Below are 19,705 nucleotides of genomic sequence, written 5' to 3'. Positions count from 1 at the left end.
GTTTTCATGGCAGTAGTCATCGACAAACCCGTAGCCGATTTCGAAGCCCAGGCCACCAGCGGCCAGACCTTCAGCCTCGCCGCCCTCAAGGGCAAGCAAGTGGTGATCTACTTCTACCCGAAGGACAGCACGCCAGGCTGCACCACCGAAGGCCAGGGCTTTCGCGACCAATATGCAGCATTCAAGGCAGCCAACACCGAAGTGTTCGGCGTGTCGCGAGACAGCGTGAAGTCCCACGAAAACTTCAAGGGCAAGCAGGAATTCCCCTTCGAGCTGATCAGCGACAAGGATGAAGCGGTTTGCCAGCTGTTTGATGTGATCAAGTTGAAGAAGCTGTACGGCAAGGAATACCTGGGCGTGGATCGCAGCACCTTCCTGATCGACAGCGAAGGTGTGCTGCGCCAGGAATGGCGTGGCGTGAAAGTGCCGGGGCACGTGGATGCCGTTCTGGCCGCGGCGCAGGCTTTGAACAAGGCTTGAAACGCTGACCAGTGCAGTGAGCGGGCTTGCCCCGCTCACTACAACAGCGGTGCAACTACCGGCTCTTGCCGTGGCCACGCATCCAGCACCGCCTTGAACAGCGTCGCCAGCGGGATCGCAAAGAACACGCCCCAGAACCCCCACAGCCCACCAAACAGCAGCACTGCGCAGATGATCGCTACCGGATGCAGGTTGACCGCCTCCGAGAACAGCAACGGCACCAGCACGTTGCCATCCAGGGTCTGGATGATCCCGTACACCGCCATCAGGTAAATGAACTGGTCGCTCCACCCCCACTGGAACAAGGCGATCAACGTCACGGGCACGGTCACCACCACGGCGCCGACATACGGGACCACGACCGAAATCCCTACAAGCAAAGCCAGCAAGGCTGCGTAGTTCAGGTCCAGGGCAATAAAGGCGATATAGGTCACGCCTCCGCAGATAATGATCTCGATGACCTTGCCACGGATGTAGTTGGCGATCTGTCGGTTCATCTCTTCGGCCACGCGAGTGATCAGCGCCCTCTCGCGCGGCAAGTAGCCACGCACCCAACGCCCGATCATGGCGCGGTCCTTGAGGAAGAAAAACACCAGGATCGGCACCAGCACCAGGTAGATCATGATGTTGACCAGCAGCGGCAGGCTGGACAGGGAAAAGGTCAGCGCCCACTGGCCGAACTTTCCGATCTCGCCGCGCGCCACGTCGATGGCTTGCAACACCTGCTCGTCCGACACCAGGTGCGGATAACGCTCCGGCAACAGCAGCAACAGCGACTGCCACTTGGCGAGCATGCCCGGCAACTCATTGAACAGCGTGATCAGTTGGTGCCATAGCAGTGGCAATACCACCACGATAAACAGCACCAACAGGCTCATGAACAAGGCGAACACCAGCCCCACCGCGACCCCGCCCGGCAGGCGCAAGCGTTCCAGCGTCGTCACCAGGCCCTGCATCAGGTAGGCCAGCACCATCCCGGCCAATACCGGCGCCAACATGCCACCCAAGGTGAGCACGGCTGTAAAGGCCAGGAACAGCAGGACCGCCAGCACAACGGCCTCCTCATCGGAGAAGTAGCGCTGAATCCAGTCTCGTAACACTTTGAACATCAATCAACCTCGGGTGATGGGGCAAACGGTTCAGGCCTTGCGCAACCAGTAACGGTACACACCGGCGACGTCTTCTTCATGCAACAGGGTGTGGCCGGCCAGCTTGGCAAACGTACGGAAATCACGCTGGGAGCCCGCGTCCGTAGCGATCACCTTGAGTACTGCGCCACTGGCCAAACGATTGAGCTCCAGCTTGGCCTTGAGCAAGGGCAAAGGGCAATTGAGACCACTGGCATCGAGTTCGGCATCAAAGGCTACAGCGTCGGTCATGTTTTTACTCCGGACACGCGTTTGGGTTGCTTAGAATATCTGGTCCGAAGCTCAGTGTCCGGCTACAGTAAGCTCTTTGTCGAAAGGCTCTGTGCATGACTTTTTTGCGCCCTACCCTGCTGACGCTGGCTTGCCTGCTGGCCTCCCCAGGCTTCGCTGACGACCTGCCGTCACTTGGCGACGCCAGTTCTGCCATTGTCTCGCCACAACAGGAATACCAATTAGGCCGCGCCTGGCTGGCCTACCTGCGGGGCCAGGTCTCGCAGCTCAACGATCCGCAGCTCAAGGATTACGTCGAAACCAGCGTGTATAAACTGGTGGAGACCAGCCAGGTCAACGACCGGCGCCTCGAGTTCATCCTGATCAACAGCCCGCAACTGAACGCCTTTGCCGCACCCGGCGGTATTGTTGGCGTCAATGGCGGCCTGTTCCTCAACGCCCAGACCGAGGGCGAATATGCCTCGGTACTGGCCCACGAATTGGCGCATTTGTCCCAACGCCACTTCGCCCGTGGCGTTGAAGCGCAGCAGCGCATGCAGCTCCCGATGATGGCTGCCCTGCTGGGCGGCATCATTGCGGCGGCCGCCGGTGCAGGCGATGCCGGCATTGCTGCCATTGCCGGCACGCAGGCCGCCGCGATCCAGGAACAACGCAGGTTCTCGCGCCAGAACGAACAAGAGGCGGACCGTATCGGCATCGTCAACCTGGAAAAAGCCGGTTACGACCCGCGCTCCATGCCGACCATGTTCGAACGCCTGATGCGCCAGTACCGTTTCGATGCCAAGCCACCGGAATTCCTGTTGACGCACCCGGTCACCGAATCGCGGATCGCCGACACCCGCAACCGTGCCGAGCAGGCCAAGCCTGGCGGCAAGGAAGACAGCCTGCGCTATCAGCTGATTCGCGCACGGGTTCAGTTGCAATACGAAGACACCTCCGGCCTCGCTGCCAAGCGCTTCCAGGCGCAGTTGGACGAGAACCCGAAGAACGATGTCGCGCGCTATGGCCTGGCTATCGCTCAGATCAAAGGCTCGCAGTTCAAACAGGCACGGGAAAACCTGGCGCCATTGCTGGCCAAGGCGCCCAACGACATTACCTACAACTTGGCGCAGATCCAGTTGGACATCGACAACAGCCGTCTGCCCGATGCCCAGCAACGCACGGATCGGATGCTGACCCAGTACCCGGGCAACTATCCGTTGAATCAGATGCGCGTGGATCTGCTGCTCAAGCAAAACCGCACGGCAGACGCGGAAAAGGCGTTGGACAGCTTGCTCAAGTCTCGCCCGGATGACCCGGACGTCTGGTATCAGGTCGCGGAGACACGCGGCTTGTCCGGCAACATCATCGGCCTGCATCAGGCGCGTGCCGAGTACTTTGCCTTGGTGGGTGATTTCCAGCAGGCCATCCAACAACTGGATTTTGCCAAGCGTCGCGCTGGCAACAATTTCCCGCTGTCTTCCCGTATCGACGCACGCCAGCGCGAGCTTATCGAACAGGAACGCTTGGTAAAAGGCATGATGAGCTAAACCCTTCGTCCACAAAAAAGCCCCGCCTTCGTTCAACGAAGGCGGGGCTTTTTGTTTTTAACGGTTTACTCAGCCAGCTTGAAGGTAATGAAGCTCGCACGTCCCTGACGCAGCACACGCATCGACACCGAGCGGTTCTTCGGCAACGCCTTGGCGATGTCGGTGAACTGCTTGGTGGTATCGATTGCCTGGTTGTTCAGGTGGGTGATCACGTCACCTGGCTGCAGGCCGATCAGGGACGCAGGGCCGTCCTGCACTTCCTTGATCACGACGCCGCTCTTGAGGTCGAACGCTTTCTTCTGCTCATCGGTCAGCTCAGCCACGGCAATACCCAGGCGGTTGCTGCTGCGTTCGGCACCCGGCTTGGCGTTGCCCAGGGCATCCAGTGTTGCGCCTTCTTCGGGGATTGCGCCCACGGTCAACTCAACAGTCTGGCGCTTGCCTTCGCGGATCACTTCCAGCTTGGCCTTGCTGCCAGCCTTGAGCGCGCCCACCAGGTGCGGCAGATCGGCCGACATGACAATCGGCTGGCCATTCATGCTCAGGATCACGTCGCCGACTTGCAAGCCACCTTTGGCAGCCGGGCCATCGTCCTGGATCTGCGCGACCAAGGCACCCGCCGGCTTGTCGAGGCCGAAGGATTCAGCCAGGTCTTTGTTCACTTCCTGGATAACCACACCCAACCAGCCACGGCTGACTTTGCCGCCGCTTTTCAGTTGGTTGGAAACATCCATGGCCACGTCGATCGGGATGGCGAACGATACACCCATGAAACCACCGGAACGGGTGTAGATCTGCGAGTTGATGCCGACCACTTCACCCGCCAGGTTGAACAGCGGGCCACCGGAGTTACCCGGGTTGATCGGCACGTCAGTCTGGATGAACGGCACGTAGTTTTCATTCGGCAGGCTGCGGCCGATGGCGCTGACGATGCCTTGGGTAACGGTGTGGTCAAAACCAAACGGCGAACCGATGGCCACGACCCATTGCCCGGCTTTCAGGTCCTGGGATTTGCCCAGTTTGAGCACGGGCAGGTCTTTACCCTCGATCTTCAGCAATGCCACGTCGGAGCGTGGATCGGTGCCCACCAGCTTGGCTTTCAGCTCACTGCGATCGGCCAGGCGCACGAGGATCTCGTCCGCATCGGCAATCACGTGATTGTTGGTCAGGATATAGCCGTCAGGCGAGATGATGAAGCCCGAGCCCAAGGACTGAGCCTCACGCTGGCCACCACCGCCACCACGAGGAGCGCGTTGTTGCGGCATGCCGCGCTCGAAGAATTCGCGCAGCATTGGCGGCAGGCCTTCCAGGTCTGGCATCTGCTGGTTGGAGACTTTGCGGTCCGGCAGTTTTTGCGTGGTACTGATGTTCACCACCGCAGGCGAGGCTTGCTCAACCAATTGGGTGAAGTCAGGCAGCTCGACTGCTTGCGCAGGCAAGGCCTGACCCAGCACCAACACCGTGGCGACTATGGATAGGTAAGACTTCAAACGTGGTATCGACATACAGCTCCCGTTACGACGAGCAGGGTTGAGCGACAGGGTTCAAGAAACGCCGGAAACTGCGACCGACATTTTTGTTCCGCGAACAAAACAAGGCCAGAGCCGACAAGCCCTGACCTATAAAAAACATGAGAGTTTTTTGCAAGTGAAAATGCTGATCCAGACATTTCATGCTCTCGGCAGCCAACCTGGCATGGAAATACAGTGAAAGGTCAGGATGAACATAGGATTAACGACTCAAGGCTGGGCGGCCGGCTTTTTTTCACCGCGCACCGACAACGCAATACGTTCTGCGGTGCCGATCGGGATCTCACCCACCACTGTCACCATCATCTCGCCGTCCACCGTATTGAGGCGACGGGATACAGCTACCGTAGGGCCAAGTTGAGTACGGGTCTCGGTGACGCTCGCATCGCTGATCGGCTCGAGGAACACCGAAAAACGCGCCAGGCCATCTTCATACATCAAACTGTCGACGGTCGCTTTGGTCTGGGTGTCTTTGCGTGCGCTGGTACTGGTCAGCTGAAAGCCCGGCGGCAACCATTCCATATGCCACGTCTCGGTAGACTGCACCTGTGGCGCCTTGCTATTGGTGACAGCGATCGGTGTGCATTCGCTGCTCGGCTGCAGATCGCTATCGTCCGGCACCCGTGAGGTATCTAACCGTGTGAACTGGAAGCGCTCCAGCAACTGCCCCTGGTCGCTCAGCAGCAGGGACTTGAGCGGCAATGCGGTTTCTCGATCCAGGTGCAGTTCAAACCCATAACGGTACTGGTCACGCGGCGTGATCGACACGATGACCGCATTTCTACCGGCCACGCGGGATTTGCCGATGACGGCCAGTTCGTAGAATTGATTGAGTTTTTGCGGATCAAGCGAACGTGACGAAGTGCCACTCGAATTGCCCAGGCCTGCGACGAGGGTGCCGCTGACACATTGCGTCCGACCATCCAACCGCACGACTTCCTGCGCAGAACCATCGAGCTGCAACAGCCGCTCACGGACCTGGCCATTCTGGACACGATGCCAGATGTCATGGGTAGAAAAACTGCCGTTACGTTCGTAGACGAACGTACCTTGAAAGCTTTGCTGCTGCTCAGCACGCCCAAGTCGAGTCAGCCAGTCTTGGGCTTCATCGGCATGGGCGGGGAGTGCAAACCAACCACTGAGCAAAAGCGTAAGGAGCGGTATGGCTCGCATAGAGCTCCTTACGGATTAGCGGTTTTCCAGGCTTGCCGCACGAGCGTAGGGCAGAGCACTTTCAGTGCCTTTCAAGGCAGATTCCTGTGCGTGTTGGCGCAGGTAGCCTGGAAGACGCTGGTCTTGCCAGCCGGATTGCCCTTGCAACACACCATTGGCCATAGGGCCGGTTGTGTCAGAGCTTTCCTTGTAGCCGGCCAGTACCGCTGGGCCTTTGACTTGCGGACCTGCCATGACCGGTTGCTGAGTCTGTTGAGCCAGTTCGGCACCGGCGATTTCGTCCTGGTTGTACAGGCGAACACCAGCCAATACGGCAACAGTCACCGAGGCAGCGACTGCCAGGCGACCCAGGCTACGCCATGGACCACGAGCAGCTTTTGCCGGAACGGCTTCATCAGCAAGTGCAGCAGAAACGGCCGCAGCAATATCCAGACGAGGGATTAGAAGATCCTTGTGCATTACCGCCCGAGCGACTTGGTAACGAGACCAGGTATCACGGGTTTCGGCATCATCAAATGCGTTGAGCACTCGACGAAGTTCCAGTTCATCCGCTTCGTTATCCATCACTGCGGACAGCGATTCCTGCAGGGCATCACGACTCATGGCGGTTCCTCTCTTGGCTGTCGCCGCTGTCTTTAGTTTTCTTGCAACAACGGTTGCAAGGCTTTATCGATGGCTTCCCGGGCCCGGAAAATCCGTGACCTCACAGTCCCCACCGGACACTGCATGACGCTCGCAATGTCTTCGTAACTCAGACCATCGAATTCACGTAAAGTTAACGCCGTACGTAAATCTTCTGGCAGTTGCTGAATTGTGCGATGAACGGTGCCTTCGATCTCGTCGCGCAGCAATGCACGCTCCGGCGACTCGAGATCCTTGAGGCCGTGATCACCATCGTAAAATTCCGCATCTTCCGAACTAACATCGCTATCCGGTGGGCGGCGTCCGCGAGACACCAGATAGTTCTTCGCCGTGTTGATGGCGATGCGGTACAGCCACGTATAAAACGCACTATCACCGCGGAAGTTACCAAGTGCACGGTAAGCCTTGATAAAGGCTTCCTGTGCAACGTCCTGCGCTTCATGGGTGTCGTGCACAAACCGCACGATCAACCCGAGAATTTTGTGCTGGTATTTCAGCACTAGCAGATCAAAAGCTCGCTTGTCGCCGCGTTGAACGCGCTCGACCAGCTGCTGATCCTCTTCCTGGGTTAGCATGAACACTCCTCGTTGTACTTGAAGGAGGCTTGCATAACTAAACGATCAGGCTTGCAAACATAGACTCGGTCTTTTCGCAAAAGTTCTCCCCCTTCAAGCAAGTTTCCGGCACGCACTGATTTGGCACACACGAAAAACGCAGTACGGCCAGCGCCGACTGCGCGAATAATCTTGTCGCCGGTTTTCTGACGCGTCCAATGCTCCCGACGGGCCAATAAACTCAACGTTTTCCCAGCTTTCGGGCAACCTGCTATTGAGTCGGGGCTTATGCAAAAAGTTCCCGTTTCAATAACCTGTCGATTTTACCCAAGCCGTGCACCGTAATCTCACATTGCCACGAATGCCCGGCTATTGTGCCGCTCCACCCCTCTATATACTAGTAGCCCGTGTGACCCTTTGATTCGCCGATCCAGGCGTCCTGTTTGCGCCACCTCTCCGGATCGCTTTTTGCGGAATCCTTCCAATGAGCCAACAGTTTCAACACGATGTCCTGGTGATCGGCAGCGGCGCAGCCGGATTGAGCCTTGCGCTGAACCTCCCCAGCCACCTGCGCATTGCGGTATTGAGCAAGGGCGACCTGGCCAACGGCTCGACGTTCTGGGCCCAGGGCGGCGTCGCAGCCGTGCTGGACGACACCGACACGGTGCAGTCGCACGTCGAAGACACCCTCAACGCCGGTGGCGGCCTGTGCGATGAGGAAGCGGTGCGCTTCACCGTCGAGCACAGTCGCGAGGCGATCCAATGGCTGATTGATCAAGGTGTTCCCTTTACCCGCGATGAACACGCAGGCAGCGACGACGGCGGTTTCGAGTTCCACCTGACCCGCGAAGGCGGTCATAGCCACCGCCGCATCATCCATGCCGCCGACGCCACCGGCGCTGCGATCTTCAAGACGCTGCTCGAACAAGCCCGGCAACGTCCCAACATCGAACTGCTCGAGCAACGCGTCGCTGTCGACCTGATCACCGAAAAACGCCTGGGCCTTGACGGCGAACGCTGCCTGGGCGCCTACGTGCTCAACCGCGGTAGTGGCGAAGTCGACACCTATGGCGCGCGTTTCACCATCCTGGCATCCGGCGGCGCAGCCAAGGTCTACCTCTATACCAGCAACCCCGACGGCGCCTGCGGTGACGGCATCGCCATGGCCTGGCGCTCGGGCTGCCGGGTGGCCAACCTGGAATTCAACCAGTTCCACCCCACCTGCCTGTATCACCCGCAGGCCAAGAGTTTTCTGATCACCGAAGCCCTGCGTGGCGAAGGTGCGCACCTGAAACTGCCCAACGGCGAACGCTTCATGCAGCGCTTCGACCCGCGCGCCGAGCTGGCCCCACGCGATATCGTGGCCCGCGCCATCGACCATGAAATGAAGCGCCTGGGCATCGACTGCGTCTACCTGGACATCAGCCACAAGCCCGAAGCCTTCATCAAGACGCACTTCCCCACCGTCTACGAGCGCTGCCTGACCTTCAACATCGATATCACCAAGGGCCCGATCCCGGTCGTCCCGGCCGCGCACTACACCTGCGGCGGCGTGATGGTCGACCAACACGGCCGCACCGACGTACCGGGCTTGTACGCGATTGGCGAAACCAGCTTCACCGGCCTGCACGGCGCCAACCGCATGGCCAGCAACTCGTTGCTGGAGTGTTTCGTCTATGCGCGCTCGGCGGCGGCGGACATTCTCGACCAGTTGCCACGTATTCCAGTGCCTGCCGCCCTGCCCCGCTGGGACGCCAGCCAGGTCACCGATTCGGACGAAGACGTGATCATCGCGCACAACTGGGACGAACTGCGCCGCTTCATGTGGGACTACGTGGGGATCGTGCGCACCAACAAGCGCCTGCAACGTGCGCAACACCGCGTACGGCTACTGCTGGATGAGATCGATGAGTTCTACAGCAACTACAAGGTCAGCCGCGACCTGATCGAGCTGCGCAACCTGGCCCAAGTGGCCGAGCTGATGATCCGCTCGGCGATGGCGCGCAAGGAGAGCCGCGGCCTGCACTACACCCTCGACTATCCACAGATGCTGCCCGAGGGGCGCGACACTATTCTGGTGCCAACCACCTACGGCGGCTGAACTTGAGGCGCACACGCAGGCGCCGATGTACATCGGCGACCTGCGCATCGATGGGCACACAGATTGTGCGCACCGCCCACTCACCTTTTACTCGGTAACGCAGCACGACGATCAACGGCAGGGCGAGGCTGTCGGGGCGCAGTTGCACGCTGTGCCAGCCGCGCTCGGCACTGAATAGCTGCCAGCCGTCCGCGTCGCGACGCAGGCCACGAATCGACGAACGGTGAGTCAACAGGATGGAGCGCGGCACGACCCAAGCAGCGTGCGCCAGGCACAGCAGCAGGCCAAGGCTTGAATAAGGCACATCGATCAGTACAAGCGCACCCAGCGCAAACAGCTGGGCAAGGAGATACGCCGCCAGCAACAGCCGTGAGGCCTGCCAACGGCATTCGAAGACATTACTTGGGCTGGACACGATCCAGGATCATCCGGACCATGCGCTGCAGCTCCGGATCTTCAGATTCGGCGCGCTCCATGAACCAGCCGAACATGTCCTGATCCTCGCAAGTCAGCAGCCTGACGTAGAGGTCGCGATCCACCTGGTTGAGCGTTGCGTACACTTCCTTGGTGAAAGGCACCAGCAACACATCCAACTCCAGCATGCCACGACGGCTGTGCCAGTAGAGGCGATTGATTTCTACTTCTTCGACCATGGAGCGCTCCTCAAATAGGCGGCAAGTATACAGGCCCGACGACACGGGAACAGTCGGCTTTGGTCGCCCCATACGGAAACTATCCATTTGCCGGGCGCCCCTCTATGATGCACCCATGACTTTTTGACCTGCGATGACCCATGGCTGACTCTGCTTTTTTCTGCCCCCTGTCCCACGAAGGCGTTCTTGCCGTCCGCGGCGCCGACGCTGCCAAATTCCTTCAGGGCCAACTGACCTGCAACCTCAATTACCTGAGCGACACCCGGGCGAGCCTCGGCGCGCGGTGTACGCAAAAAGGACGCATGCAGTCGAGCTTTCGCATCCTGCTGCAAGGTGACGGCGTGTTGCTCGCCATGGCCACCGAACTGCTGGAGCCGCAACTGGCAGACCTGAAGAAGTACGCGGTATTTTCCAAGTCCAAACTCACCGACGAAAGCGCCGCCTGGGTGCGTTTCGGCCTGGCGAATGCCGACCAGGCCCTGTCCCGCCTTGGCCTGGAACTGCCCGCCGAGACCGACAGCGTCGCTCGCGCCGATGCGTCGATCGCCGTTCGCGTGTCCCCCGGCCGTGCCGAACTCTGGGTGCCTGCCGAGCAGGCCGAAACTGTGCGCACCCACCTGGCTGAACACCTGCAACAAGCCGAATTGAATCAATGGCTGCTGGGCCAGATCCGCGCAGGCATTGGCCAGGTCATGCCACAAACCCGCGAGCTGTTCATACCGCAGATGCTCAACCTGCAGGCCGTCGGCGGCGTAAGCTTCAAGAAAGGCTGCTACACCGGCCAGGAAATCGTCGCGCGCATGCAGTACCTCGGCAAGCTCAAACGTCGCCTGTACCGCTTGAGCCTCAATGCGCCTGAAATGCCCGAGCCAGGTACTGCACTGTTTGCCCCCAGCCATAACAGCGCGATCGGCGAGGTGGTCATTGCTGCAAAAACCGACCAGGGCGTTGAACTTCTGGCCGTGTTGCAAGCCGAAGCTGCCGATAGTGGCGATGTGCACCTAGGTTCTCTGGAAGGTCCGGGGTTGCAACTGCTCGACCTGCCTTACACGCTTGATCGTGACCAAGAGATCCAGCGTTAGTCGCCGTACTTTTTTGCAACACCCTAGAGATCATGAATGAACATGCTGGCGGAAAAAGTCCAACAGGCTTTAGTGACGGCCATCGACAACGATGACCTGGTTCTGCCGACATTGCCGGAGGTAGCCCTGAAGATTCGCCAGGCTGCCGAAGACCCGGAAATCAGCATCAGCCACTTGAGCAAAGTGATCGGTCGCGACACCGCGCTGTCGGCGCGCCTGATCAAGGTGGTCAACAGCCCATTGATGCGCGCAACCCAGGAAGTCACTGACCTGCACACCGCCATCACCCGGCTGGGCACCAACTACAGCAGCAACCTGGCGATCGGACTGGTGATGGAGCAGATCTTCCACGCCCGCTCCGATGTGGTCGAACAAAAGATGCGTGAGGTCTGGCGCCGCAGCCTGGAAGTCGCGGGCGTGAGTTACGCCCTTTGCCGCCGCCACAGCCAGCTCAAGCCCGACCAGGCAGCCCTCGGCGGCCTGGTACACCAGATCGGCGTGCTGCCGATCCTGACGTACGCTGAAGACCACTACGAGTTGCTGTCAGACCCGGTCAGCCTCAACTACGTCATCGAGACCATTCACCCGTTACTGGGCGACAAACTGCTCGGTGGCTGGGACTTCCCGGAAATGCTGGCGAAACTGCCAGGCCAATACCTGGACCTGGAGCGCGATTCGCCCAGCCTCGACTACATCGACCTGGTGCAGGTCGCCGTGTTGTATTGCCATCGCGGCACCGATCACCCGCTCGCCAACATCCCGGTTGCCTCGCTGCCAGCGATCAAGAAACTGCGGATCGACCCCTACAGCGACACCTTGCGCGCCGAGCTGGATGAAGCCCGCTCGATGTTCTACTGATCAGCCGGCGACAAAACTCACCCGCACCTTCAACCCGGCCTGCTCACCATCGTGCAGGCTGATCTGCGCCAGATGCGCCCGGCAGATTTCGCCGACAATCGCCAGCCCCAGCCCCGACCCCATACCCTGCTGGCTGCGCCGGTAAAAGCGCTCGAACACCCGGTCCCGCTCATCCAGCGGGATGCCTGGGCCATCATCTTCCACTTCCAGTACCGCCGGCGCCGTCACCCGCAGGATCACATTGCCGCCCGGTGGCGTGTGGGCCAGGGCGTTGTCCACCAGATTGCTCAACAGCTCGTTCAACAGGGTTGGCTCCCCGCGCAGCCATACCGGCTCGTCGGCTTCCAACGCCAGCGCCACGCCGCGCGCATGAGCCAGCGGCGCCATCGCCATGCCCAGCTCTCGGGCCAGCTGGCTGAGGTCGAGCAATTGCGCGCCCCCCTCGGCAATCGCGCGAGCACCATTTTCGATGCGTGCCAGGGACAACAATTGGTTGGCCAGGTGAGTCAGGCGGTCGGTCCCCTGGGCCGCGGTTTCGAGGGTACTGCGCCACGTGGCGGGGTCCTCTGCACGCAAGCCCAGTTCCAGCCGGGCCTTGAGCGCGGCCAGAGGTGTACGCAATTCATGCGCTGCATCGGCAATAAATTGCGCCTGACGCTCGAACTGACCGCGCAGGCGTTCGGTGAAGTGGTTAAGGGAGCGCACCAACGGGCCAAACTCGTGCTGCACCTCTACCAACGGCAACGGCCGCAGGTCATCAGGCTGGCGCTCCTCCACCGCCGTACGCAAGCGCTCCAGTGGCCGCAACGCCGCACTCACGGCAAACCACACCAGCAACAACGCGCCAACGGCGAGCATGCCCAGGCGCAGCAAGGTGTCGGCCATAAGGCTGCGGGCCATGCTCACGCGCGCTTCGTCGGTTTCGGCTACGCGAATTTCCGCCATGCCGTTCATGTTCGGTTCGGAGACGGCCTTGAGCAGGCTGACCACGCGCACCGGCTGTCCCTGGTACACCGCGTCATAGAAGCGCGCCAACGCGGGATAGTCATCGGTGCGTGGCGTGCCGGGCGGTGGACCGGGCAGGTTTTCATAGCCGGAGATCAACTTCTGGTCGATGTCATTGACCTGGTAATAAATACGCCCGGCACTGTCATAGGCGAAGGTATCCAGCGCCACATAGGGCACATTGGCACTCAGGGTGCCGTCCACCTGGGTCAAGCCGGCGGCGATGGTGCGCGCCGAGGCCAACAGTGTGCGGTCGTAGGCAGTGTCAGCCGCCTCGCGACCATTCCAGTAGGCGCTCATGCCACTGGCAAACATCAGCAGCACCAGCAACAGCGCCAGGTTCCACAGTAGACGCCAGCGCAGGCTGCTGGGCTTATGCATCGCGGGCTTCCAACAGATAACCGAGGCCGCGAAAGGTCACGATGGCGATGGGCTGGCCATCGAGTTTCTTGCGCAGGCGGTGCACGTAGATTTCGATGGCGTCGGGGCTCGCTTCTTCGTCCAGGCCGAATACCTGGGAGGCCAACTGCTCTTTGCTCATCACCCGGCCCGGACGGGCGATCAGCGCTTCCAGCACCGCTTGCTCGCGGGAGGTGAGCGTCATCAGCTCGCCGCCCACGGTAAAACGGCGGGTATCGAGGTCATAGACCAACACGCCGCAGGTCTGCTGCCGTTCCCCGCCCAACACGCTGCGCCGCAACAACGCCTTGACCCGCGCTTCCAGCTCCGTGAGCTCGAAAGGTTTGGCAAGGTAGTCGTCCGCCCCCAGGTTCAGGCCGTGCACGCGGTCTTTGACATCACTGCGCGCGGTCAGCATCAGCACCGGAAGATTTTTCCCACGGGCCCGCAGACGCGCGAGCACCTCGAAACCATCCATGCGTGGCAGCCCCACATCAAGAATCGCCGCGGCGTACTCCTCGCTGCTCAGGGCCAGGTCCGCCGCCACGCCATCGTGCAGCACGTCAACGGTCAAACCCGTGCTCTTGAGCGCCTGGGCGACACTTTCAGCGAGTTGCAGATGGTCTTCAACCAGCAAGACACGCATGGATTTCTACCTCAGTCAGGGGTGGTTGGCACCACGCTTTGCCGGGCAGTTTACAGGCGCCGCCTGCCCTGTGAAGCCCGAAAACATTGAAAGGCAACTGAAAGGTTAGTGAAAGCTTCGCCCTTTAGCATCCAGCCAAGGTGGTCTGTGCCCACCGAGCTGCCTGAAGCGCAGCGCCCGAAAAACGCCTCGAAGCGTTTTCGCCAAAATAAGAACAATAACGGAGTACACAACGATGCTGTCGACACAGCCCCAGGCCCCCTCGCCTGTTCGTTTTTCTCGCCTGACCCAGACCGCCCTTGCCAGTGCTGCTACCCTTGCCGGCTTTTCGCCGCTTAGCCAGGCTGCCTTCTTCGAAGACAGTAGCGCGACCCTGGAAACCCGCAACATGTATTTCAACCGCGACTTCCGCGACGGCACCAGCGCCCAGCAATCCAAGCGCGACGAATGGGCCCAGGGCTTCATGCTCAACCTGCAATCGGGCTACACCGACGGCACCGTTGGCTTCGGCGTGGATGCACTGGGCATGCTTGGGGTCAAGCTCGACTCCAGCCCTGACCGCACTGGCACCGGCCTGCTGCCCACCCACGACGATGGCCGCGCCGCCGACGAGTACTCCAAGCTGGGCCTGACCGGCAAAGTGAAGATTTCGGCCACCGAGCTGAAAATCGGCTCGCTGATCCCCGAACTGCCGATCCTCAAGCCCAACGACGGCCGCATCCTGCCGCAGACCTTCAACGGCGGCCTGATCACCTCCAAGGAGTTCAAGAACCTGGTGTTCACCGGCGGACGCCTGGACAAAGCCAAGGACCGTGACGACAGCAACTACGAAGACATCGCCCTCAACAACAAGAACAGTCGCTTCCTCAGCGGCGCCACCGGCAAGCACTTCAACTTCGGCGGCGTCGACTACAAATTCGCCGACAAAATCACCGGCAGCTACCACTTCGCCCAACTCGACGACGTGTACCGCCAGCACTTCCTCGGCCTGGTGGCTTCACGCCCGATGGGCCCCGGCACGTTCGGCACCGACCTGCGCCTGGCCATCAGCGATGACACAGGCAGTGCCCGTGGCGGCAAGATCGACAATACCTCCCTCAACGGCCTGTTCAGCTATGCGCTCAATGGCCATAAGCTCAGCGCCGGTTACCAGCACATGTCCGGCGACAGCGCGTTCCCGTATGTGGATGGCAGCGACCCGTACCTGGTCAACTTCGTGCAGATCAACGACTTCGCCGGCGCCGAAGAGCGCTCCTGGCAGGCGCGCTACGACTTCGACTTCGCCAAGCTGGGGATTCCCGGCCTGAGTTTCATGAGCCGTTACCTCTCAGGTGACAACATCAAGCTCAAGAACGGCGAGACCGGCACGGAGTGGGAACGCAACAGCGAGATCAAGTACGTGGTGCAAAGCGGCACGTTCAAGGACGTGGCCGTGCGCCTGCGTAACGCCACCTACCGCTCCAACTATTCAGCCCGTGATGCGGATGAAATGCGCCTGCTGGTCAGCTACAGCGTCGCGCTTTGGTAGTAGCCACTCATAACAACAAAGACGGAGAAACCCATGACCCTTTCACTGCGTAAATTGGCCCTCGCCGCCGGCTGCATGCTGTTCGCCGGCCAACTGCTGGCCGCCGACGAACCCAAGCGCCCGGAATGCATCGCCCCGGCCTCGCCTGGCGGTGGTTTTGACCTGACCTGCAAACTGGCGCAAAGCGCGCTGGTCAACGAGAAACTGCTGAGCAAGCCGATGCGCGTGACCTACATGCCTGGCGGCGTAGGCGCGGTGGCCTACAACGCCGTGGTCGCCCAGCGCCCTGCCGACGCCGGCACGCTGGTGGCCTGGTCCAGCGGTTCGCTGTTGAACCTGGCCCAGGGCAAGTTCGGTCGCTTCGATGAAAGCGCCGTGCGTTGGTTGGCAGCCGTCGGCACCAGCTACGGGGCTATCGCCGTGAAAGCCGATTCGCCCTACAAGAGCCTCGACGATCTCGTCAAAGCCCTGAAGAAAGATCCGGGCAGCGTAGTGATCGGGTCCGGCGGCACCGTTGGCAGCCAGGACTGGATGCAAACCGCCCTGATCGCCAAGGCCGCCGGGATCAACCCACGCGAACTGCGTTACGTAGCCCTCGAAGGCGGCGGTGAAATTGCCACCGCCTTGCTCGGCGGCCACATCCAGGTGGGCAGTACCGACATCTCCGACTCCATGCCGCACATCTTGAGCGGCGATATGCGCCTGCTGGCGGTGTTCTCCGAGCAGCGCCTGGACGAGCCGGAAATGAAGAATATTCCGACCGCCAAAGAGCAAGGCTACGACATCGTCTGGCCAGTGGTGCGCGGCTTCTACCTCGGGCCGAAAGTCAGCGACGCCGACTATGCCTGGTGGAAAGATGCCTTCGACAAACTGCTGGCCTCCGACGAGTTCGCCAAGCTGCGTGACCAGCGCGAGCTGTTCCCGTTTGCCATGACCGGCCCGGAACTGGACACCTACGTGAAGAAACAGGTGGCTGACTACAAAGTGCTGGCCAAAGAGTTCGGCCTGATCCAGTAATCGCCTCTCTGTGGGAGCGGGCTTGCTTGCGAAAAACATCAACGATGACGCGTGCTGCCTGGATACACGCGACGTCCTGGCGTTCTTCATGAGCAATCTCGCGCCTACAGGCGTCTCCAAGGAGTTTCCTATGCTCTTACAACGCATTTTCGCCGCCGCGCTGTTGCTGGCCTGCGCCGGCCTGGCGCTGATGGCCTGGCCGTATCAGGCGTCATTTTCCTACGAGCCGGTGGGGCCTCGTGCCTACCCGCTGTTGATGCTCGGGCTGATGAGCCTGGCACTGATCTACATGCTGTTTCGCCCACAGCCCACCAAACACACCGTCGAGGAACCCGCGCTGGACCGCGAGACCCTGATCAAGATCAGCGTCTGCGTCGCGCTGTTGATCGTGTTCGCAGGCACCTTCGAACCCCTGGGTTTCATCCTCAGCAGCATGCTGATCGGCATCCCGATGGCGCGCCTGTATGGCGGCCGCTGGCTGCCCAGCGTGGTGATCGTGAGCCTGATGGCGATCGGTCTTTACCTGCTGTTCGATAAAGCCATGGATGTGCCGCTGCCCCTCGGCCTGCTCGACGTTCTGGAGAACTGATATGGATACTTTCGGCTACTTGGGCCAGGGCTTCGGCGTTGCACTGTCCCCTTACAACCTGGTGACCGCGCTGTGCGGCACCCTGATCGGCACCGTGGTCGGCCTGTTGCCAGGCCTGGGGCCAATCAACGGCGTAGCGCTGTTGATCCCCATCGCCTTCGCCCTGGGCCTGCCGCCGGAATCGGCGCTGATCCTGCTGGCAGCCGTGTACCTGGGCTGCGAATACGGCGGCCGTATCAGCTCGATCCTGCTGAACATCCCGGGCGAAGCCTCCACCGTGATGACCACCCTCGATGGCTACCCCATGGCCCGCAAAGGCCTGGCCGGTGTGGCCTTGTCGTTGTCGGCGTGGAGTTCGTTCATCGGCGCGTTTATCGCCACCTGCGGCATGGTGCTGTTTGCGCCGCTGCTGGCCAAATGGGCGATTGCCTTCGGCCCGGCAGAATATTTCGTCCTGATGGTGTTCGCGATTGTCTGCCTGGGCGGCATGGCCGGTGACAAACCCTTGAAGACGTTCGTGGCGGCGCTGATCGGTTTGTTCCTGTCGGCAGTAGGCATCGACGCCAACAGCGGCGTGTACCGTTTTACCGGCGATAACATCCACCTCACCGACGGCATCCAGTTTGTAGTGCTGGTACTGGGCCTGTTCTCCATCAGCGAGATCCTGTTGCTGCTGGAAAAAACCCACCGTGGCCAGGAAGCCGTGAAGGCCACCGGACGGATGATGTTCAACCTGAAGGAAGCGTCTGCCGTCTTCGTGGTTAACATCCGTTGCGGCCTGCTGGGCTTCATCATGGGCGTGTTGCCGGGTGCCGGTGCGACCTTGGCCTCCGCCGTTGCCTACATGACCGAAAAACGCCTGGCCGGTGCCAGCGGTAAATTCGGCCAAGGCGACATGCGCGGCCTGGCAGCGCCGGAAACCGCCATCGGCGCGTCCGCCTGCGGCGCGCTGGTGCCGATGCTGACCCTCGGCGTACCCGGTTCGGGTACCACGGCGGTGATGATCGGCGCGTTGTCGCTGTACAACATCACTCCAGGCCCGCTGCTGTTCCAGCAGCAACCGGACATCGTCTGGGGCCTGATCGCCTCGTTGTTCATCGCCAACATCATGCTGGTGATCCTCAACATTCCGATGATCCGCATCTTCACGCGCATCCTGGCTGTGCCGAACTGGGCGCTGGTGCCGGTGATCGCCATCATCACGGCGATCGGCGTATACGCGGTTCACGCCACCACCTTCGACCTGTTCCTGATGGTCGGTATCGGCATCTTCGGCTACATCCTGCGCAAGCTCGACTTCCCGCTGTCGCCGGTGCTGCTGGGCTTTATCCTCGGTGGCTTGATGGAGCAGAACCTGCGCCGTGCGCTGTCGATCTCCAACGGTGACCTGCAGATCCTCTGGTCGAGCCCGATCACCTTTGGCGTGTGGGTACTGACCGCGCTGATGCTGGCGTTCCCGCTGGTGCGTATCTACCGCAAACGTGCCCTGCAGCGTCGTGCCGTGGCCGATGTCTGAGGTCACCTTCAGACATTGGTGGGGAACACCGCTGGTCGGCCTGGCCGGCGGTTACCTGGCCAGCCTGGTGGGCTGGCCTTTGCCGTACATGGTCGGCTCGTTGCTGGCGATCATCCTGGTGCGTTGCCTCACTCCGTGGCAGTTGGCGGAGATACCCGGCGGGCGCAAATGCGGCCAGTGGGTGGTGGGCATCGGTATCGGCCTGCACTTCACCCCAGTGGTGATCGAGCAGGTCATGAGCCACTTCGGCCTGATCTTCTTCGGCGCGCTGGTTACCAGCCTGTCGAGCGTGGTTGGCGTGTGGTTGATGCGCCGCAGCGGTGAAGACCGCGCCACCGCGTTTTTCTCCAGCATGCCAGGCGGTTCCGGTGAGATGGTCAACCTCGGCGCACGCAATGGTGCCGTGTTGAGCCGTGTCGCGGCGGGGCAGAGTTTGCGCGTGCTGGTGGTGGTGCTGTGTGTACCAGCGATCTTCAAGTATTGGCTCGAAGGCGGTACACCGCAGTTTCATCCGGCGCCGGTGAACTGGGCCTGGCTGGCGGCGCTGTTCCCTATCGGTGCGCTGGTGGCCTGGGGCTGGCAGCGCTTGCGTCAGCCTAACCCTTGGCTGTTCGGGCCATTGCTGGTCAGCGCTACTGCCAGTGTTGCCTGGGACCTGCACATCGGGTTGCCCAACGGCGGCAGCCAGATTGGCCAATGGTTGATCGGCAGCGGCCTGGGCTGCCATTTCAACCGTCAGTTCTTTCGACGCGCGCCTTCGTTCATGGGCCGCACCTTGATTGGCACAGTGCTGACCATGGCGCTGGCAACGCTGGCGGCCATGGGCCTGAGCGCACTGACCCACTTGGACCTGCGCTCGCTGACCCTGGGCATGATGCCCGGCGGCATTGCCGAGATGAGCCTCACGGCCGAGACCCTGCAGCTGTCGGTGCCACTGGTGACGGCGATGCAGGTGATGCGGTTGTTGTTTGTGTTGTTTTTGGCCGAACCGTTGTTCAGACGATGGAATCGCCGGCCCTGACCGC

General features: G+C 60.9%; 21 protein-coding genes. 11 read left to right on the top strand and 10 right to left on the bottom strand.

Going from position 1 to position 19,705, the window contains the following annotated elements; all coding sequences use genetic code 11:
• Positions 1-6 precede the first annotated feature (6 nt).
• Complete coding sequence (locus ATH90_RS07390) at positions 7-480, top strand: peroxiredoxin (protein ID WP_025855402.1); 474 nt, start codon at positions 7-9, stop codon at positions 478-480.
• A gap of 38 nt (positions 481-518) precedes the next feature.
• On the opposite strand, the gene ATH90_RS07385 is transcribed toward ATH90_RS07390, so the two are convergent.
• Together ATH90_RS07385 and ATH90_RS07380 are read right to left on the bottom strand one after the other, a co-directional pair.
• Entirely contained in the window at positions 519-1,589 is a 1,071-nt protein-coding gene (locus tag ATH90_RS07385; protein ID WP_069022293.1) for an AI-2E family transporter, read from the bottom strand.
• Positions 1,590-1,619: 30 nt separating this feature from the next.
• Positions 1,620-1,859 carry a sulfurtransferase TusA family protein gene (locus ATH90_RS07380; RefSeq protein WP_003172483.1) on the bottom strand — a complete coding sequence of 80 codons (240 nt, stop codon included), beginning with the start codon at positions 1,857-1,859 and terminating at the stop codon, positions 1,620-1,622.
• 95 nt (positions 1,860-1,954) lie between these two features.
• On the opposite strand from ATH90_RS07380, the gene ATH90_RS07375 reads away from it, so the two are divergent.
• Positions 1,955-3,388: a M48 family metalloprotease gene (locus ATH90_RS07375; protein ID WP_034104127.1), complete on the top strand. Its 1,434-nt coding sequence runs from the start codon at positions 1,955-1,957 to the stop codon at positions 3,386-3,388.
• A 65-nt stretch (positions 3,389-3,453) separates the two neighbouring features.
• On the opposite strand, the gene ATH90_RS07370 is transcribed toward ATH90_RS07375, so the two are convergent.
• Positions 3,454-4,893, bottom strand: coding sequence for a DegQ family serine endoprotease (locus tag ATH90_RS07370; protein WP_034104125.1), 1,440 nt, complete (start codon positions 4,891-4,893; stop codon positions 3,454-3,456).
• A gap of 25 nt (positions 4,894-4,918) precedes the next feature.
• Here ATH90_RS07370 and ATH90_RS28990 point away from each other — a divergent pair, with 25 nt between their 5' ends.
• Entirely contained in the window at positions 4,919-5,098 is a 180-nt protein-coding gene (locus ATH90_RS28990; RefSeq protein WP_105161795.1) for a hypothetical protein, read from the top strand.
• A gap of 29 nt (positions 5,099-5,127) precedes the next feature.
• Here ATH90_RS28990 and ATH90_RS07365 read toward each other — a convergent pair whose 3' ends face one another.
• The 3 genes from ATH90_RS07365 to rpoE are packed head-to-tail and all read right to left on the bottom strand — an operon-like array spanning position 5,128 to position 7,307.
• On the bottom strand, positions 5,128-6,090 hold the full coding sequence (locus ATH90_RS07365) for a MucB/RseB C-terminal domain-containing protein (protein ID WP_034104123.1): 963 nt from the start codon (positions 6,088-6,090) through the stop codon (positions 5,128-5,130).
• Positions 6,091-6,105: 15 nt separating this feature from the next.
• Positions 6,106-6,693 (bottom strand): sigma-E factor negative regulatory protein, encoded by a 588-nt coding sequence (locus tag ATH90_RS07360; protein WP_003172479.1) that lies wholly within the window; start codon positions 6,691-6,693, stop codon positions 6,106-6,108.
• A 32-nt stretch (positions 6,694-6,725) separates the two neighbouring features.
• The gene (gene rpoE, locus ATH90_RS07355; protein ID WP_003172477.1) at positions 6,726-7,307 is read right to left on the bottom strand and encodes an RNA polymerase sigma factor RpoE/AlgU; all 582 of its coding nucleotides are present in this window, start codon (positions 7,305-7,307) and stop codon (positions 6,726-6,728) included.
• A 463-nt stretch (positions 7,308-7,770) separates the two neighbouring features.
• Here rpoE and nadB point away from each other — a divergent pair, with 463 nt between their 5' ends.
• Positions 7,771-9,387 carry an L-aspartate oxidase gene (gene nadB / locus ATH90_RS07350; protein WP_098465962.1) on the top strand — a complete coding sequence of 539 codons (1,617 nt, stop codon included), beginning with the start codon at positions 7,771-7,773 and terminating at the stop codon, positions 9,385-9,387.
• Here the strand turns inward: nadB and ATH90_RS07345 are convergent.
• Both ATH90_RS07345 and ATH90_RS07340 read right to left on the bottom strand, forming a co-directional pair.
• On the bottom strand, positions 9,356-9,802 hold the full coding sequence (locus ATH90_RS07345) for a hypothetical protein (protein WP_098465961.1): 447 nt from the start codon (positions 9,800-9,802) through the stop codon (positions 9,356-9,358). The genes nadB and ATH90_RS07345 overlap by 32 nt on opposite strands.
• The gene (locus tag ATH90_RS07340) at positions 9,786-10,040 is read right to left on the bottom strand and encodes an FAD assembly factor SdhE (protein ID WP_012722757.1); all 255 of its coding nucleotides are present in this window, start codon (positions 10,038-10,040) and stop codon (positions 9,786-9,788) included. Before ATH90_RS07340 ends, ATH90_RS07345 begins: the two co-directional genes overlap by 17 nt.
• Before the next feature lie 140 nt (positions 10,041-10,180).
• Here ATH90_RS07340 and ygfZ point away from each other — a divergent pair, with 140 nt between their 5' ends.
• Entirely contained in the window at positions 10,181-11,122 is a 942-nt protein-coding gene (gene ygfZ / locus ATH90_RS07335) for a CAF17-like 4Fe-4S cluster assembly/insertion protein YgfZ (RefSeq protein WP_098465960.1), read from the top strand.
• A gap of 36 nt (positions 11,123-11,158) precedes the next feature.
• On the top strand, positions 11,159-11,980 hold the full coding sequence (locus ATH90_RS07330) for an HDOD domain-containing protein (RefSeq protein WP_034104118.1): 822 nt from the start codon (positions 11,159-11,161) through the stop codon (positions 11,978-11,980).
• On the opposite strand, the gene ATH90_RS07325 is transcribed toward ATH90_RS07330, so the two are convergent.
• Positions 11,981-13,366 carry a sensor histidine kinase gene (locus ATH90_RS07325; RefSeq protein ID WP_034104116.1) on the bottom strand — a complete coding sequence of 462 codons (1,386 nt, stop codon included), beginning with the start codon at positions 13,364-13,366 and terminating at the stop codon, positions 11,981-11,983. It abuts the gene before it with no gap.
• Positions 13,359-14,030: a response regulator gene (locus tag ATH90_RS07320; protein WP_017736361.1), complete on the bottom strand. Its 672-nt coding sequence runs from the start codon at positions 14,028-14,030 to the stop codon at positions 13,359-13,361. The genes ATH90_RS07325 and ATH90_RS07320 overlap by 8 nt, the downstream gene beginning before the upstream one ends.
• Before the next feature lie 235 nt (positions 14,031-14,265).
• Here ATH90_RS07320 and ATH90_RS07315 point away from each other — a divergent pair, with 235 nt between their 5' ends.
• The 5 genes from ATH90_RS07315 to ATH90_RS07295 all read left to right on the top strand — a co-directional run bounded on the left by ATH90_RS07315 (position 14,266) and on the right by ATH90_RS07295 (position 19,701).
• Positions 14,266-15,558, top strand: a complete 1,293-nt coding sequence (locus tag ATH90_RS07315) for an OprD family porin (protein ID WP_098465959.1) — start codon at positions 14,266-14,268, stop codon at positions 15,556-15,558.
• Positions 15,559-15,591: 33 nt separating this feature from the next.
• Positions 15,592-16,575, top strand: a complete 984-nt coding sequence (locus tag ATH90_RS07310; RefSeq protein ID WP_034104106.1) for a Bug family tripartite tricarboxylate transporter substrate binding protein — start codon at positions 15,592-15,594, stop codon at positions 16,573-16,575.
• Positions 16,576-16,705: 130 nt separating this feature from the next.
• Positions 16,706-17,164, top strand: coding sequence for a tripartite tricarboxylate transporter TctB family protein (locus ATH90_RS07305; RefSeq protein ID WP_034104104.1), 459 nt, complete (start codon positions 16,706-16,708; stop codon positions 17,162-17,164).
• 1 nt (position 17,165) lies between these two features.
• On the top strand, positions 17,166-18,680 hold the full coding sequence (locus tag ATH90_RS07300; RefSeq protein WP_098465958.1) for a tripartite tricarboxylate transporter permease: 1,515 nt from the start codon (positions 17,166-17,168) through the stop codon (positions 18,678-18,680).
• Entirely contained in the window at positions 18,673-19,701 is a 1,029-nt protein-coding gene (locus tag ATH90_RS07295) for an AbrB family transcriptional regulator (RefSeq protein WP_098467650.1), read from the top strand. The genes ATH90_RS07300 and ATH90_RS07295 overlap by 8 nt, the downstream gene beginning before the upstream one ends.
• Positions 19,702-19,705 lie beyond the last annotated feature (4 nt).

Source organism: Pseudomonas lurida, from assembly GCF_002563895.1.
Taxonomy (GTDB): domain Bacteria; phylum Pseudomonadota; class Gammaproteobacteria; order Pseudomonadales; family Pseudomonadaceae; genus Aquipseudomonas; species Aquipseudomonas lurida.
Note: the sequence above shows the minus strand (reverse complement) of the source record. Positions and strands in the feature narration are given on the sequence as shown.

Bases quoted from the DNA above. Each gene is read 5' to 3' on its own strand.
- ATH90_RS07380 (WP_003172483.1), bottom strand. From the start codon at position 1,859: ATGACCGACGCTGTAGCCTTTGATGCCGAACTCGATGCCAGTGGTCTC.
- ATH90_RS07295 (WP_098467650.1), top strand. From the start codon at position 18,673: ATGTCTGAGGTCACCTTCAGACATTGGTGGGGAACACCGCTGGTCGGC.
- ATH90_RS07375 (WP_034104127.1), top strand. From the start codon at position 1,955: ATGACTTTTTTGCGCCCTACCCTGCTGACGCTGGCTTGCCTGCTGGCC.
- ATH90_RS07300 (WP_098465958.1), top strand. From the start codon at position 17,166: ATGGATACTTTCGGCTACTTGGGCCAGGGCTTCGGCGTTGCACTGTCC.
- ATH90_RS07390 (WP_025855402.1), top strand. From the start codon at position 7: ATGGCAGTAGTCATCGACAAACCCGTAGCCGATTTCGAAGCCCAGGCC.
- ATH90_RS07330 (WP_034104118.1), top strand. From the start codon at position 11,159: ATGAACATGCTGGCGGAAAAAGTCCAACAGGCTTTAGTGACGGCCATC.
- ygfZ (WP_098465960.1), top strand. From the start codon at position 10,181: ATGGCTGACTCTGCTTTTTTCTGCCCCCTGTCCCACGAAGGCGTTCTT.
- ATH90_RS07320 (WP_017736361.1), bottom strand. From the start codon at position 14,030: ATGCGTGTCTTGCTGGTTGAAGACCATCTGCAACTCGCTGAAAGTGTC.
- nadB (WP_098465962.1), top strand. From the start codon at position 7,771: ATGAGCCAACAGTTTCAACACGATGTCCTGGTGATCGGCAGCGGCGCA.
- ATH90_RS07365 (WP_034104123.1), bottom strand. From the start codon at position 6,090: ATGCGAGCCATACCGCTCCTTACGCTTTTGCTCAGTGGTTGGTTTGCA.
- ATH90_RS07370 (WP_034104125.1), bottom strand. From the start codon at position 4,893: ATGTCGATACCACGTTTGAAGTCTTACCTATCCATAGTCGCCACGGTG.
- ATH90_RS07305 (WP_034104104.1), top strand. From the start codon at position 16,706: ATGCTCTTACAACGCATTTTCGCCGCCGCGCTGTTGCTGGCCTGCGCC.
- ATH90_RS07340 (WP_012722757.1), bottom strand. From the start codon at position 10,040: ATGGTCGAAGAAGTAGAAATCAATCGCCTCTACTGGCACAGCCGTCGT.
- ATH90_RS07310 (WP_034104106.1), top strand. From the start codon at position 15,592: ATGACCCTTTCACTGCGTAAATTGGCCCTCGCCGCCGGCTGCATGCTG.
- ATH90_RS07325 (WP_034104116.1), bottom strand. From the start codon at position 13,366: ATGCATAAGCCCAGCAGCCTGCGCTGGCGTCTACTGTGGAACCTGGCG.
- ATH90_RS07360 (WP_003172479.1), bottom strand. From the start codon at position 6,693: ATGAGTCGTGATGCCCTGCAGGAATCGCTGTCCGCAGTGATGGATAAC.
- ATH90_RS07315 (WP_098465959.1), top strand. From the start codon at position 14,266: ATGCTGTCGACACAGCCCCAGGCCCCCTCGCCTGTTCGTTTTTCTCGC.
- rpoE (WP_003172477.1), bottom strand. From the start codon at position 7,307: ATGCTAACCCAGGAAGAGGATCAGCAGCTGGTCGAGCGCGTTCAACGC.
- ATH90_RS07385 (WP_069022293.1), bottom strand. From the start codon at position 1,589: ATGTTCAAAGTGTTACGAGACTGGATTCAGCGCTACTTCTCCGATGAG.